We start from the raw sequence: 15198 nt of genomic DNA on the forward strand, positions 1-15198 counted from the left end.
ACGATATAGCTGGACTATATCGCTTTTATATCTATAAGTTAATTAGCATTGAATGGCCTGAATGGCGATGCACTGAGGACCTCCCTGGGTAATAAAAGCAGGTGTCAGTTCAAATAATTCAATTCTGATATCTGGAAATGCAGTTTTTATTTTTGTGAGAATGCCTTCTGCCTGCTCTTTCGCATAGGCATGTGATACACCGATAGAATAAGAGGAATCAATGCCGCGGCGGCGCATATCTTCAAGAATCATATCGACAGCTTTACCCATGGTACGGGCCAATGCGAATTTTTCAAGACGGCAGCCATCTTCAGTCTGCATCATCACAGGTTTCAGTTTTAAAACACCGCCAATTGTTGCAGCTAACGGTGTTAAACGGCCGCCGCGTTTTAAAAAGCTAAAATCCTGAGGTATTAAAAATGAGAAAGCAGAATCAGCCATACGCTGAATCTCAAAGAGTATTTCATTTGTATTTTTACCTTCAGCAACTAATTCCATGACTTTATCTACCATGAAACGCTGCGGTGCGCAAAGCGTTTTTGAATTAATGACATGTATATTTTCTTTTGAAGCCGCACTATCTTTAGCACTTAACGCTGATTGATAAGTACCGGAAAGACCATCTGCCATACAGATATGAATGATTTCATCATTCTGACATTCATCATAGGCTTCCATAAGCATACCAATCGGCGGCTGAGAAGAAGAAGGAATACTTCCTTTTAATACTTGCTCATAAAAGGTTGGGGTGTCAATATCAACAAATTCCTGATAAGTTTGGTTATTGATTGAAACACTTAATGGGAATACCTTAAAGCCTTTTTCAGCGCCTTCCTGAGGCGTATACATGGTTGATGTATCGGTAAAAATTTTATTCATGATTCTCTCACTTTCTATTATATTTCTCATATGAAATCTGATGTAAAGTAGTATTGAATACTACTTTATGTAATTAATCATATCATAAAATAAGGTTTTTACAACCTTAAACTTGCAAATTTCTATAAATAAAGTACAATATGAATGAAATGAGGTTTTTTATGGAAACAATGGAATTAAAAAAAATGATACATGACACGTTAAATGATCGTGATTTAAGTGTCAGTGAAATACCAGATCTTGATTTATACATGGATCAGATCATCAGTTTGATCAATCATGCTTTTGAAGAGAACAAGCGTGATCCTGAAGCTAAGGTTGTTACTAAAACAATGATTAATAATTACACTAAGGAAGGGCTGCTGCCGCCGGCAAAGGGTAAAAAATATACGCTGGAGCATATGCTGAGGCTGATGATTGTTTTATCAATGAAGAATACACTGTCCTTAGGGGATATTAAAATTGTGATGCAGAATTTATCGGAGACTGACGATTATAGTGTGGATTCTCTGAAAGATAGTTATACGAGTTATCTTCAGCTGAAGCAGCAGATTCGTGAGTCAGTAGGTGATGCGATCTGCTGTTTGATTGATGTTGAAATGCTTGATCCGTCACAGAAGAAGGATTTATTATTGCTGCTGCTTGGTTTTACTTCTATGGCTGATGAAATGAAGCGGGTCGCGGAGAAGATGATTGATACTTATTTTAAAGGGGAATCAAAATGAAGCTGAATCAAAGTTTAAATATTAAAGTCAGGCAGCTTGCAATGGATGGTCAGGCTTATGTACCAATTCAAGGTGAAACGGTTATACTGAATGGTGTTTTACCTGATGAAGAAGTAAAGGTGACGTTAATCAAACGTATTAAAGAGGGTTGGATTGGCAGAGTGGATGCGTTGATCAAGCGTTCGCCGAAAAGAGTTAACAGTGCATGCCCGTACAGTTTAAAATGCGGCGGCTGCGCTTATCTGCATATGGATTACGCTTATGAGCTTCAGCTTAAGAAACAGCAGCTCATTGATCTTGTCAATAGTCAGGGGCTGCGGCTCAAGGTGCATGATGTGTGCGGCATGGAGGCTCCCTGTGCTTATCGAAATAAGATTATCATGAGTTTTGGACGGCATGGCAAACAGGTGCAGTTTGGTTTTTATAGTGATTATTCTCATGAAATCGTGGATATCAAGAATTGCTTAAATCATGATGAAGTCAGCAATCGCATTCTTCAGACAATTAAAGAGCTGATAATTAAATATCGCGTTGAAATATATGATGAAGACCGCCGAACCGGTTTTCTTCGTCATGTTTTGATTAGGCGCGGATTTATGAGTAATCAGACGTTAGTCTGTTTCGTAGGTGCGCAGAAGGTATGGCCGGGCAGTAAAAATTTTGTGAGTGAATTAATTCAGCGCTGTCCTGAGGTAACAAGTGTGGTTCAGAATACAAATTCAAGAAAAACAAGTGTTGTGCTGGGCGATGAAGAAAAGATACTATATGGCAAGGGATTTATTATTGATAAATTATTAGGGGTAAAATATACCATATCAGCTAAATCATTTTATCAGATCAATCATGATCAGACAGAAAAGCTTTATGCCAAAGCGATTGAATTGATGGCTTTAAAGGGTAATGAAATGGTTTATGATATGTATTGCGGAATCGGTACGATTGGCATCAGCGCGGCTTCTAAGGCTAAGAAGGTCATTGGTGTCGAAGTCAATCGTCAGGCGGTTGAGGATGCGAAGAAAAATGCGGCTGTGAATCAAATTAAAAATGTCGAGTTTGTCTGTGAAGATGCTTCAGCATATATGAAAAAAGCAGCGGCTCAGCGCCGGATGGTAGATGCTGTGTTTATCGATCCGCCAAGAAGCGGCAGTGATGAGGCTTTTTTGACAGCGTTGGCGAATATGAAACCGAAGCAGATTGTGTATGTGTCATGCAATCCGCAGACGCAGATGCGGGATATTAAGGTGCTGATGAAATATGGCTATCAGGCAGAGGAATGCTATCCGTTTGATATGTTTCCAAGGACGGCGCATGTTGAGAGTGTTGTGTTGATGTCGCGCAAAGATAAATAAAGTGCGAAAAAGTGGCTAAAACAAGGGGTTTTCAGTGTTGGGCAGAAGAGTGCTGGATGTCGGAAATCCCTTGTTTTATGTCTGTCAGAATTTATCTATCATTTTATGTGTGGTAGGTTGAGTTGACAGTACTATTTTTTATGGATTGTGTTGATAGGAGTGATATTTGGAAGGGGAGTTGACAGCAAGAATATTTATGAATTGCCCTCTATCCAATCCTTTATACATATATCGGGTGGCAATGGAAGAATAGGACTTCCACTTTTTGCATTTTGATTTAACAGATGATGGGGATAAATCGTTAGTTTTGTATGTCCATGTATATCCCTATAAAAAGGCCATATTTTCAAAAGGAAGAATATCTTGCCTAATTAGAACGAATATCAAAAACATTTTAGCAGCCCAATTACTGATTCCCTTTAGCTGCGTAAATTCTTTTGTTACAGCATTATCATCCAGATATTCTAATTTTCCCAAATTGAGTTATCAGTAAGAATGGCAACAGTTAATCCTTTGATGTAGAAAACTATTGCATTAGAGGTTCCGATGGATCCAGCCTCCGGCGTTAAGATGTACAGCTTGGCCTTTCTATCCGTGACTTAGATTTATTCACGATTGGTATGGTCAACGATATGTACTCAGAGAGCAGGAATGATGATTATAAGTTCAAAGAGGTCGCAATGCAGGAGGATTTCGACAAATTTTAATGAAAGGTTGCAAATATTAAAAATGTATTGCTATTGTACTTACAAGTGAGTATACTATAAGTAGAAGAAATGCGTTTTAGAAAGGAGCGATTACTATGGCAGCAAAATCAGCAAATCTCTATGCCAGAATTGAACCAGAGGTAAAGGAGCAGGCAGAGGGAATTCTTTCTGCACTTGGCATTCCTGCATCGAATGCAATCAATATGTTCTATAAACAGATTATCCTTCACAGAGGATTGCCCTTTGAGGTCAAGATACCCTCTGCAAGACCATTAGACATGGGCACTTTATCAGAGGAACAAATAAATGAAGAATTAGAGAAAGGTTATGCGGACATGAAGGATGGTCGTACAAAGCCAGCAAGTAAGGTATTTGCAGACATTCGCAAGAATTATTATTTATGATCTTTGAAATTGAGGTTTCAGAACAGGCGGATAGAGACCTTAGAAATATTTATGAGTATATTGCTTTTGAACTTCAGTCCCCAGAAAATGCGGCAGGTCAGCTTAACCGACTGGAGGAGGGCATCATGGGACTTGACCAGATGCCTGAGCGTTTTCGTGGATACGAAAAGGAACCGTGGCACAGTCGAGGTCTGCGCATCATGCCTGTAGATAATTACTGTGTGTTTTACATTCCAGATGCAGAGTATGCTGTCATTACCATAATTCGTGTAATGTATGGTGGTCGAGATATTGACGCACAGTTAAAAAAGTATACAAATCAGAAGTTATAAGGAGAAGTGAAAACAAATTGTTTACCAAATTAATTTTTCAAAATGGAAGAAAAAGAATCATATTTTAAGTATCAAATGGATGGATTTAATGATCCAGATTTAGAAAAGTTTCAATTTTATCCTATTCACCTGTGATTAAAAAGGAATTTGTACGCAGTAAATCGGAGGAAGAATATATCGATTTATATATTGAAGCGGCAAAAATAATAGCAGAGAATAGTAGGGTTCAAAATACTGTTATAAAGTTTTATTTTACAAATTTATTCTGACAGTTAAGTTGTTTCATTTAATAATCACTTCCAAAGGCCATACATTACCAACGCATGTATACACTTCATATAAAAATGAGGATTAATTATTGTATCCTCATTTTTTGATTTATTGGCTCTATAACTTTTTTAGGGGTCAACCCACTACCTATAACTTTAGCGGGGTTGTTCAAAAATCCCTTTAACTCTATGCACAAACTTTATGAGCATATAGGAAGCCGAATGCAGAATGATGATTGGGTATGCTTTTTAGGTATTAATTCATAGAGAAAATAGGCATTAGACATAGACGACGGCTGTAATTATAATAGAAGCAATGATTGTAGATGACGAAAGAAGGTTTTGGTAAAGAAGGGTTGATGCGTATGTGAATTACATTGAGAATAGAATGTTCTGAATACATTTAAAAATGTAGAAAAATTTGTTTAGGTCTGCAAGCCTATCAACTTGAAATTAAAATTAAAAGGGGGGTAAATCAAATGAAAAACAATCTTAAGAATTTAACAATTACGGCAATGCTTTTTGCGCTAGGTATGGTGCTGCCGTTCTTTACCGGGCAAATACCGCAGATTGGCGGTATGCTGCTTCCAATGCATTTGCCAGTATTTTTATGCGCATTAATCTGCGGCTGGCAGTATGGCCTTCCTATGGCTTTTCTATTACCACTGCTGCGTTCAATGTTTTTTGGGATGCCGCCAATTTATCCAACAGCGCTTGCAATGGCTTTTGAATTAGCTGCTTATGCGTTTGTATCTGGCTATTTATATGAAAATTCTAAATGGCAGTGTGTTAAAGCATTATATAAATGTCTATGTGTATCAATGATTATAGGCCGTATCGTTTGGGGTATTGCGCAAATACTGCTGCTAAGTATTTCCGGTACAGCATTCACTTTTCAGGCATTTATTACCGGTGCCTTGCTGAATGCTGTTCCTGGTATCGCACTGCAGCTTATGCTAATTCCTGCCGTGATGGCGGCCTTGAATCGTGCTAAGGTAGTACCGTTTAAGCATGAGATAAAACAAACAGCAGGCTCAATGGCTAATTAATGAGTGAAGCAGGGTTAAAAATCCTTTTTAGCTTAAACGAAAAGGAGGTGAATCAATGATTGTCAGCATGATGCGTGAATGAATCTATCTTTATTTATGAAAGCTTGAAGATATCATGCTTTTTGATCTTTTGGTCAGTATAAATTAGGTATCACTGCCAGCATTTCTGGGATTTTCTCGCCATAATGTATGGTGCAATTCCTATTACTGCTTCATTTTATAATAGCGGAATTAAGGAAGATCATTTAATGGAGCAGGTTCAAAGATTAAGTATTATATCAATTAAATAAAAAAGACTTGCGCTGGAGTTAACTCCAAGGTGTATAACTATGATGAAGGAGAATCTTTTAAAAACTTCAAAATTCAAAATCTTATTGTTATATTAAAAGTTTAATTTAAGCAAATTTGAAAGGGGACGCGTTATGAAAGCAAAAGTTTATTTTACACCAGAAATTACAGCAGCCAGTTTGATTAAAATCTATGAGGCATTAGGCAGAAAGCTTCATGGAAAAGTAGCCGTAAAAATTTCAACCGGTGAACCGGGCGGCCATCATTTTCTGAATCCATTATTAATTAAGGACTTGGTAAAGCAGCTTGATGGTACAATTGTTGAATGTTGTACGGCTTACGAGGGAAAACGCATGGATCCAAAGGATCACTGGGAAGCTATTAAACAGCATGGATTCAGTGAAATTGCGCCTTGTGATATTATGGATGAAAAGGGTGAGATGGAAATACCGGTTAATGGCGGTTTCCATTTGACTAAAAATATTGTCGGTGAGCATTTTAAGGACTATGATTCATGGCTGATTCTTTCTCACTTTAAAGGTCATGCTATGGGCGGTTTTGGCGGCGCACTTAAAAATATGAGTATAGGGATCGCATCGACCGATGGAAAGACAAATATCCACACGGCTGGCAAAACATCTGATCACACAAAGTTATGGGAGAATCTGCCTGAACAGGATGCCTTCTTAGAATCGATGGCTGATGCTTGCAAAGGTGTTGTTGATGCTGTCGGTGAAGAAAATATTGTCTACATCAGTGTGGCTAATAATCTGTCTGTGGATTGTGATTGCGATGCTCATCCACATGCACCTGAAATGGCGGATCTTGGTATTTTTGCTTCATTAGATCCGGTCGCCTTGGATCAGGCTTGTTATGATGCTGTCATTAATTCGCCGGATTCAGGCAAGGCTGCGCTGATTGAAAGGATGAACAGCCGTCATGGTATTCATACTGTTGAAGCGGCCGCCGATTTAAAGCTAGGCAGCCGTGACTATGAAATTATCAATTTATAAATAGGATAAGGTGAAATATATGGAATATCGAAGACTTCCCCACGGTGATGAACAAATCAGTGTTATAGGTCTGGGTACCAGCTCATTAGGTGAATCGGACGAATCGGAAATTATTGGTGTTATTGAACATGCGATGCAAAACGGCATCAACTATATTGATTTGGCAGCCGGCCATGCGAAAACATTTGAAGCAGTAGGCAAGGCTATCAAAGGTAAACGTGATCAGGTCTATCTTCAGATTCATTTTGGCGCTTTATATGATTCCGGAGCGTATGGCTGGAGTACAGATCCTAAGGCAATAAAAAAATCAATCGCCTGGCAGTTAGAGAAATTAGGGACTAACACGATCGATTTTGGTTTTATACATTGTCTTGATGAAGCGGCTGATCTTGAGGCATTTAAGCGTCATGGCATTATCGAACTGCTGCTTTCGTTAAAGGAACAGGGTATTGTAAAGCATTTAGGCTTATCTTCACATACACCAGCCTTAGTTCATAAAGTGTTGGATATGAACTTAATCGATATGGTTATGTTCAGTATTAATCCGGCCTATGATAATCAATATGGTGATTATGCAATCGGTGAAAACAATGAACGAATGAATTTATATCGCCGCTGTGAAAAGGAAGGGGTGGCTATTTCAGTCATGAAGCCATTCTGCGGCGGGCAGCTGCTGGATGCTAAAAAGTCACCTTTCCATCATGCTTTAAGTGAAGTTCAATGTATTCAATACGCCTTGGATAAACCAGCGGTTGTTACAGTGTTGCCGGGGGTGCGTAATTTGCGTGATCTGCAAAGCATTTTAAACTATTTGAATGCTTCTGATGAAGCGCGTGATTATTCTGTACTCGGCTCATTTGAGGCCATCAAGCAGCAAGGCAAATGTGTCTATTGCAAGCACTGCCATCCTTGTCCTGCCGGCCTAGATATTGCGTTAATTAATAAGTATTATGATTTAGCTTTACTGGATGATGAGCTGGCTAAGGATCATTATCATCATCTGGCGAAAAAAGCCAGCGATTGTATACAGTGCGCTCATTGTAATACCCGCTGCCCGTTCAGGGTGAATCAGATGGATAGGATGAAAGAAATATCAGCCTATTTTGGTGAGTAAGATAAGTTCTAATCAATTGTATCTTCGATTTAAATGTGTTATTCTACATTTAGAAAGTGAGGTACATTTATGGATAAAACAAGCTTAGATTTTGTGATTGAAAAAACGCATGAGTTAATGAAGGCATCAACTTGCTGCAATGAATTGAAAGCGGCTGCGCAGGCATGGCTTGATGCTTTAGGAACTGATCATGAGGCAGCTGAAACAGTACGGTATTTTGATGTATTGGCAGAAGATATTGAAACTATTGATAATTTAATCGCTTTTGCTGGATCAGACGCTGGTGTACAGTATTTTGGCGCTGAATTGGCCCATAATATTGTTGCTCACGGTAAAGAAATCAAAGCGGAAGGGGCTGTATATTGTGACTGCCCGGCTTGCGCGGCTGCTGAATTGATTTTAGCAAAGAAGGATAGCTTGCTTAAATAATGAATACGGAAACACTGATCGTTAAGATTGGTGTTTTTGTTATAATGCGTTCAGAATCCTCAACATGTGATTGCCAGTTATACAAAATAGTTATTATAAATAATAATATAAGGCGAAATTTAAGAGATATTTAGTTGCAAAACAAAGCCTATATCAGTAATTTGATAGTTAAATTCAGAAAGGATAAATGTGTGTGCGCATGGCTACAATCATAGATGTAATGCTGTCAATTAAAAGAGAAAGAACCATTCTGTTTTATCATAAGGATACAAATCAATTTGATAATTATCCAATATCAAAGACTGAAATGGAGAATCTGACTGATGATGCTTTAATTCCTGAATATGACTATAATAATTTTAGACTGCCATCATACGAAGAGATTGGTCACAAGGAAATTATGCGTTTGTATGTGAAAGATTGCGTGGAAGATAAAGTAATGAGAACTGCATTATTTAATATTTTAAGAAGAGATGATTATGTGGATGCTTTCTTAGAGAAACTACAAGAATTAGCTTTATATGATGATTTTTTAACAATTTGCGGTGATATTTATAATCAAATCTTTGAAGAATGGGCATCCAAAAATGATTTGCATTTTAGCTAAGAATTTATTAACATGAAATGGATATGCAGTTTAGATATTAAGTCACTGAGGAAGGTTTGATTGAAATAGTTAATATTTTACAATTAATTGGAGATGTTTATGACATTTACATAGATTTTGTATTCTTTAAGCATAAGCTTTTTAGCAACTTCCTGTATAATTACATATGATAAAAACAAGAAAAGGACAAATGAAAACCAGCCTGCAAGGACTAAATTTTTCTTAGGTTTTTTAATGAATATTTCTGTAATCAAACTATTGACAGGCAAATTACACGGTGCTAGAATGATAGCGTATACAAAATATAGATAGGACTGTCACTTCTTTAGAAGGCATAACCTTAATAGCTATTTAGTTATTTTTTAGGGCGCCGTAAAGAAGTTTTTTTTATAAGGTGGTGAGTGAATGCTTGTTAAAAAAAAGATAAACAATAATTTTGCTATTTGTCTAGACTCAAATGGTCAAGAAATTATTGCTTACGGCAAGGGGATAGGTTTTGGTAAAATGCCTTATCAGCTTGAAGATTTAAGCTTAGTAGAACGTACTTTTTATGATATTGATAATCATATGGTATTACTTGCTAATCAAATACCTGAAAAAACATTTGAAGTTGCAACGAAAATAGTGGATATTGCGAATCTTTATCTAAATAACAGCTTCTCTTCAAATTTGATATTTTCTTTGGCGGACCATATCACATTTGCAATTGATAGACTCAATAAAGGTATATTTATAGCAAATCCTTTAGGAAAAGATATTAACTTTTTATATGAAAAGGAACTGCAAGTAGGTCGGATAGCACTTAATATAGTTGAAAATGAGTTAGGTGTTCGACTTCCAGATAAAGAGGTTACAAATATTGCCATTCATTTTATTGAGGCAGAAGTATATTCAAGCAATACTGCTGAATTTCAAAGTAAAGAACAAGTGATAACTGAAATAATGGATTTGCTTGAGAAAGAGATGGAGATATCAATAGATAAAAATGATGCAACTTATATAAGATTTGTCACTCATCTGGAATATCTGTTGAAAAGAAGTCCATCTAAAGTGGAAACATCAAGTAAGAATATGCAGTTGTTTGAGCAGTCAAAAGCAGAATTTACAGAAGCTTATCAGGGGGCTATGTTAATTAGTGATTATATTTATGCAAATCTAAAATGGTTGCCAAACGAAGAAGAGTTACTGTATTTAATTATACACATTAATAGACTTTGTTCAAAAGCGGATTGTCACCTTTAAGGGCATCACCGGCATATAAAATTCAACTGGATTTTTTATGTCGGTTTTATTTTGAAACAATATGTTTCATTTTACAAGTATGGAAGCTCTCTCTGAAATATGTTTAAGTATTTTAACAAATCTAAATGAATTTAAATATATCTGATGGCCGTGAGGTATATTTTGAAAGGAACGGCAAGAAAGGAATTTATCAATTATCCTATATTGATAAAAATAAGAACAGTATGAATAGAATTAATGATAACTATCAAAATCTATGTGAAAATATTCTGACTAATATTGGCGGCAAAGATAATATTTTGTCGGTAACCCATTGTGCAACGCGTCTACGATTCACATTAAAGGATATTGGTCTTGTGAAGCAGGAAACGATTAAGAAACTGAAAGGTGTGATTGGTACGCAAGTTTCAGCGGGTCAGTTTCAGATTATCATTGGTCAACATGTTCCTGATGTATATGATGTGTTTATAACATTAGCAGGAATCTCAAAGGCAGAGCCGATTAACGAAAATTTAGATGCGAATCTCAATAAATTATCATTTAAAAATATTCTAAATAGAATATTTGAAACAATATCTAGTTGTGTTATTCCAATTTTCCCAATTTTTATTGGTGCAGGGTTAATCAAGATGCTTGTTGCAATTTTAGGCCCAGGTTTACTCAATGTGTTTTCAGATACGAGCGATGTTATGGTCCTATTAACATTTGTCGGCGATGCTGGATTTTATTATTTCCCAATATTTGCTGCATGGTCTGCTGCTAAGCGGTTTGATGTAAGTATTCCAATTGCATTATTCTTGGCTGCAATTCTGGTCCATCCTACATTAGTGGGTATTGTGGCTAATGGTGAACCATTCACCGTGTATGGTATTCCTATGACACTAGTGAATTATTCAAGTCAATTTATTCCTGTAATTCTAATGGTTTGGGTATTATCGTATGTACAGCGATTCGTCGATCGGATTTGTCCGGTTGTCATTAAAGTAGCATTCCTTCCACTTCTTTGCGTTTTGATTATGCTGCCTATTACTTTATGTGTACTTGGCCCGATTGGTACATATTGTGGCATTTTGATTGAAAATATCGCGAACCTATTAGCCTCTACAGTTGGACCTTTAGCGGTCGGTTTAATTGGTGGAGCTTGGTACTTCTTGGTTGCTTTGGGTATGGATAAAGCTTTAGTTCCTGTGATTTTAAATTCTTTTGCTTCACAGGGCTATGATAATTTGTTCTGGCTCAGCGCTGTTGTTGCTACATATGCTTTAATTGGTGTTGCTTTTGCATATTTCATTCGCTGTAAAAAAGAGGATCGAGCAATGGCAGGCTCCAATGCAATCACAATAGCTTTAGGTGGAGTTAGTGAGCCAACCATTTATGGATGTATTTTTAGATTTAAAAGAGCAATGATTTATCTGTTTACTGGTGGCTGTGTAGGTGGTATCCTTGCTTCACTTTTACAAGTAAAAGCATATACACTAGGCGCTGGTAACATTCTATTCTTTACCATTTTTGCAGGAGGGGATGGTAAAAGTCTAATTCCTGGTATTATTTGCTGTATTGTAGCTTTTGCTATAAGCTTTGGACTTGGACTTGTTTTTGGCTTTCCCACAAATAAATCTGCCGAATAACTATAGCCTAGAGTATTAAAATAATAGAAAGAGGTAATAACAAATGAAAATATTGATAGCGCATATGACATCCGAATGCAATGAACATATTTCACATACAGTAGATCTAGATGAGTTTTTACTATTATATGGAAATGACTGTATTAACGCCATGCACATACAAGATGTTTTTGAAGCAGAAAATATAGAAATCATCCCTTCAATTTATGCAAGCTTACATCCGAATGGGATGATAAAAAGAGAAGCCTATGAATTTATCGCAGATAAAATACTGGAAACGATAAAAGCAAATTTAAAAGAGATTGATGGTATCTATTTACAACTGCATGGTGCAAGTGGAATTGTAGATTTAGAGGGTGTATCAGGTGAACACGCTTTGATTTTACGGATTCGTAGGCTTGTAGGGGAATATATGCCTATAGCGGTTGTGATGGATCCTCATGGCAATTTAACAAAGACATTTGCTGATAATGTTAACATTGTCCGATGTTACCGTGAATCACCGCATAGTGATCAGATAGCTACAGAAAGACTCGTCGCTGAAAAATTAGTTCATTTATTAAAGCACCGTAGAGGCATGCATCCTATTCTGCGCAAATTGCCAATTATGGTTGGCGGTGAACGAAGTGTATCAGCTAAGGAGCCTGTTCGCACAATCAATCAATTAATGGATGAGGCTGAAAAAGATTCAAGAGTATTTTCATGCTCTTATCATGTTGGATATATTCGACATGACGATGATAAACTAGGTGCTGCAGTAGTAGTAATCCCTAATACGGAAAAAGACATTGAGTATTGTTCTAAAATTGCCGACAAAATATCTCATTATGCTTGGAATCATCGTATGGAATTCAAGTTCAGTGGAAATTTTGCAGAACCTGTTGAAGCAGTTGCTCAAGCCATTAAATATTGTGAAAGTAATAAAGAAGAAAAAGGGACTGTTGTTATTACAGATTCTGGCGATAATTGCGGTGCGGGAGGTTACGGACAAAATACAATTATGCTGCAAGAACTTCTAAATGGAGATTTGAAAAAGCATAGAATACTTATTGCAGGGATTAATGATAAATATGCCCATGAATACTTAGCAAATAAAAAAATCGGGGAGAATGTTAAGTTTGAATTGGGTATAAATGAAGATGAGTTTTCAAAGCCAGTGAAAATACAAGGTACTTTGCTCAGTATTGGTGATGCGGTCTATGGCTTAACGCATGAACATGTTGTTGGAAAAAACTACACGGTACGATTAAGCGATAAACCTATTGATATCATTGTCCTTGATCATAATATTCAATACGGTAATATGGGTCAGTTTGAAAAAGCTGGTCTGCATTTTCATGATTATGATGTGGTTGTCGTAAAAATGGGTTATTTGGACACTTATCTGATTCCAGAAACTGCTTATCATATTATGGCATTAAGTGATGGCCCGACTAATCAGAGGACTGAAAATATTTCTTTCAAAAAAATCGCACGGCCAATGTGGCCCATTGATGATTTTGATGAATTATATTATCTATAATTAAACATCTAATCGATTGAAATTTGAAAGCAAGTAGCTGCATTATACCTAAGTTGTAGTTACTTGCTTTTATTATAAAATTATGAAGGAAAGCGAATAATCGTTTAGTTGTTGATAACGGTTGGCTAAAATGGTAAAATTTGAACACATGTAAATGTATCTGAATTTGATAGCGATGCAAAATAGAAGGAGATTGTTATGCAAAGAAATTATCCCAAGGTAGTTATTTCAAAAGAAGGTGAAGAATGGCTGAATAAAGGGCAGATGTGGATGTACCGCAATAATGCTGTAAATCTTGATGAAACAATAGAGAATGGCTCGGTGGTAGATATTGTAACGACCCAGGGCGATTATATGGGGACAGGTTTTGTATCTATGGACAGTCATATTACAGTGCGGATTCTTTCTAAAGATTTGCATGATGTATTTGACCGTGCTTTTTTTAAGCAAAGAATTCAATTTGCCTATGCTTTTCGTAAGACTTTGGAAGCAGAAAATCTCACCAACTGCCGATTGATTTTTGGTGAAGCAGATCAGCTGCCGGGATTAACCGTGGATCGCTATAATGATATTTTGGTTGCGCAAATCAGCTCTTTTGGTATGGATAAAATCAAGGATATGCTTTATGAAGTATTACTTGAGGTATTAAAAGAAGATGGACAGGATGTGAAGGGAATCTATGAGCGCAACGATATTAAGGTTCGCACGAAAGAAGGACTGCCTTTAGAAAAAGGGTATTGGCGGCAGGCTCAATTACCTACTAAGACAGTTATTAATGAGAATGGTTTATTGCTGAATGTTGATGTGGAAAATGGTCAGAAGACTGGTTACTTTTTAGATCAGAAATCGAATCGTGTCTTGCTGCGCAAAATGGCACATGGTAAAAGAGTGATGGATTGCTTTACACATACGGGTGGCTTCGCTTTAAATGCGGCTTATGGGCAGGCATTGGAAGTTGTAGCGGTGGATGTTTCACAGACGGCGCTGGATCAGGCGTATGAGAATGCTAAGCTGAATCATTTGGAAGATCGGATGTCATTTGTTAAGGCGGATGTCTTTGATTATTTAGATGAATGTGAAAGTGGATGTTTTGATATCATTGTTTTAGATCCGCCGGCGTTTACCAAATCAAGAAGAACTATTGATCATGCATACAGCGGTTATAAAAAAATTAATATGAAGGCCATGAAGCTGTTAGGTAAGGGCGGCTATTTAATCACTTGCAGCTGTTCACGCTTTATGGAAATTGATAATTTTGAAAAGATGCTGAGAGAGGCTGCTCATGAATCAGGTGTAACGCTGAAGCAGGTTTCGGTTACTCAGCAGAACCATGATCATCCTATTTTATGGACCATGGAAGAGACATCGTATTTGAAGTTTTACATCTTTCAGATAATATAAGTTTTTTGAGTGTTAGAGGGCTGCGTGGCTCTCTTTTTTGATGAAACCTCAATCATGAAGTTGGATAAATCTGAATATTCATCAAGTAAAGGATAGCTGGATTTGTTCTTCCTTTATGAAGATTTTGTATCTGCTCCATTCAAAGTTTTAGGATGTGGTATAATATAAATATATGTGGGAATTATATTCTGTTAACCATATAAATGAGTGCAGTGCGAATGTGAAGCAAACATGAAATCT

At 36.8% G+C, this 15198-nt stretch carries 14 protein-coding genes; 13 read left to right on the top strand and 1 reads right to left on the bottom strand.

What is annotated here, in order from left to right; all coding sequences use genetic code 11:
* Window positions 1-42: 42 nt before the first annotated feature.
* On the bottom strand, window positions 43-879 hold the full coding sequence (locus DAHG_RS05965; RefSeq protein ID WP_022937429.1) for a DegV family protein: 837 nt from the start codon (window positions 877-879) through the stop codon (window positions 43-45).
* Window positions 880-1040: 161 nt separating this feature from the next.
* On the opposite strand from DAHG_RS05965, the gene DAHG_RS05970 reads away from it, so the two are divergent.
* The 13 genes from DAHG_RS05970 to DAHG_RS06030 all read left to right on the top strand — a co-directional run bounded on the left by DAHG_RS05970 (window position 1041) and on the right by DAHG_RS06030 (window position 14958).
* Window positions 1041-1604, top strand: coding sequence for a DUF1836 domain-containing protein (locus DAHG_RS05970; RefSeq protein WP_022937430.1), 564 nt, complete (start codon window positions 1041-1043; stop codon window positions 1602-1604).
* Window positions 1601-2953 carry a 23S rRNA (uracil(1939)-C(5))-methyltransferase RlmD gene (gene rlmD / locus DAHG_RS18925; protein ID WP_022937431.1) on the top strand — a complete coding sequence of 451 codons (1353 nt, stop codon included), beginning with the start codon at window positions 1601-1603 and terminating at the stop codon, window positions 2951-2953. Before DAHG_RS05970 ends, rlmD begins: the two co-directional genes overlap by 4 nt.
* An 802-nt stretch (window positions 2954-3755) precedes the next feature.
* Window positions 3756-4064 carry a type II toxin-antitoxin system RelB/DinJ family antitoxin gene (locus DAHG_RS05980; protein ID WP_022937432.1) on the top strand — a complete coding sequence of 103 codons (309 nt, stop codon included), beginning with the start codon at window positions 3756-3758 and terminating at the stop codon, window positions 4062-4064.
* The gene (locus DAHG_RS05985) at window positions 4061-4396 is read left to right on the top strand and encodes a type II toxin-antitoxin system RelE/ParE family toxin (protein WP_022937433.1); all 336 of its coding nucleotides are present in this window, start codon (window positions 4061-4063) and stop codon (window positions 4394-4396) included. Before DAHG_RS05980 ends, DAHG_RS05985 begins: the two co-directional genes overlap by 4 nt.
* A gap of 748 nt (window positions 4397-5144) precedes the next feature.
* Window positions 5145-5714 (top strand): ECF transporter S component, encoded by a 570-nt coding sequence (locus tag DAHG_RS05990; protein ID WP_022937434.1) that lies wholly within the window; start codon window positions 5145-5147, stop codon window positions 5712-5714.
* A 422-nt stretch (window positions 5715-6136) separates the two neighbouring features.
* Window positions 6137-7015 carry a DUF362 domain-containing protein gene (locus DAHG_RS05995; protein WP_022937435.1) on the top strand — a complete coding sequence of 293 codons (879 nt, stop codon included), beginning with the start codon at window positions 6137-6139 and terminating at the stop codon, window positions 7013-7015.
* A 19-nt stretch (window positions 7016-7034) separates the two neighbouring features.
* Window positions 7035-8129 carry an aldo/keto reductase gene (locus tag DAHG_RS06000; protein WP_022937436.1) on the top strand — a complete coding sequence of 365 codons (1095 nt, stop codon included), beginning with the start codon at window positions 7035-7037 and terminating at the stop codon, window positions 8127-8129.
* Window positions 8130-8198: 69 nt separating this feature from the next.
* On the top strand, window positions 8199-8558 hold the full coding sequence (locus DAHG_RS06005) for a hypothetical protein (RefSeq protein ID WP_022937437.1): 360 nt from the start codon (window positions 8199-8201) through the stop codon (window positions 8556-8558).
* 199 nt (window positions 8559-8757) lie between these two features.
* Window positions 8758-9165, top strand: coding sequence for a hypothetical protein (locus tag DAHG_RS06010; RefSeq protein ID WP_146211905.1), 408 nt, complete (start codon window positions 8758-8760; stop codon window positions 9163-9165).
* A 405-nt stretch (window positions 9166-9570) separates the two neighbouring features.
* Entirely contained in the window at window positions 9571-10407 is an 837-nt protein-coding gene (locus DAHG_RS06015) for a PRD domain-containing protein (protein WP_022937439.1), read from the top strand.
* A gap of 125 nt (window positions 10408-10532) precedes the next feature.
* Window positions 10533-12035 (top strand): PTS transporter subunit EIIC, encoded by a 1503-nt coding sequence (locus tag DAHG_RS18930; RefSeq protein ID WP_022937440.1) that lies wholly within the window; start codon window positions 10533-10535, stop codon window positions 12033-12035.
* A gap of 43 nt (window positions 12036-12078) precedes the next feature.
* Window positions 12079-13557: a M81 family metallopeptidase gene (locus tag DAHG_RS06025; protein ID WP_022937441.1), complete on the top strand. Its 1479-nt coding sequence runs from the start codon at window positions 12079-12081 to the stop codon at window positions 13555-13557.
* Between the two features lie 198 nt (window positions 13558-13755).
* On the top strand, window positions 13756-14958 hold the full coding sequence (locus tag DAHG_RS06030; protein ID WP_022937442.1) for a class I SAM-dependent rRNA methyltransferase: 1203 nt from the start codon (window positions 13756-13758) through the stop codon (window positions 14956-14958).
* Window positions 14959-15198: the final 240 nt, after the last annotated feature.

Origin of the sequence: Dielma fastidiosa (assembly GCF_000313565.1) — a bacterium.
Taxonomy (GTDB): Bacteria; Bacillota_I; Bacilli_A; order Erysipelotrichales; family Erysipelotrichaceae; genus Dielma; species Dielma fastidiosa.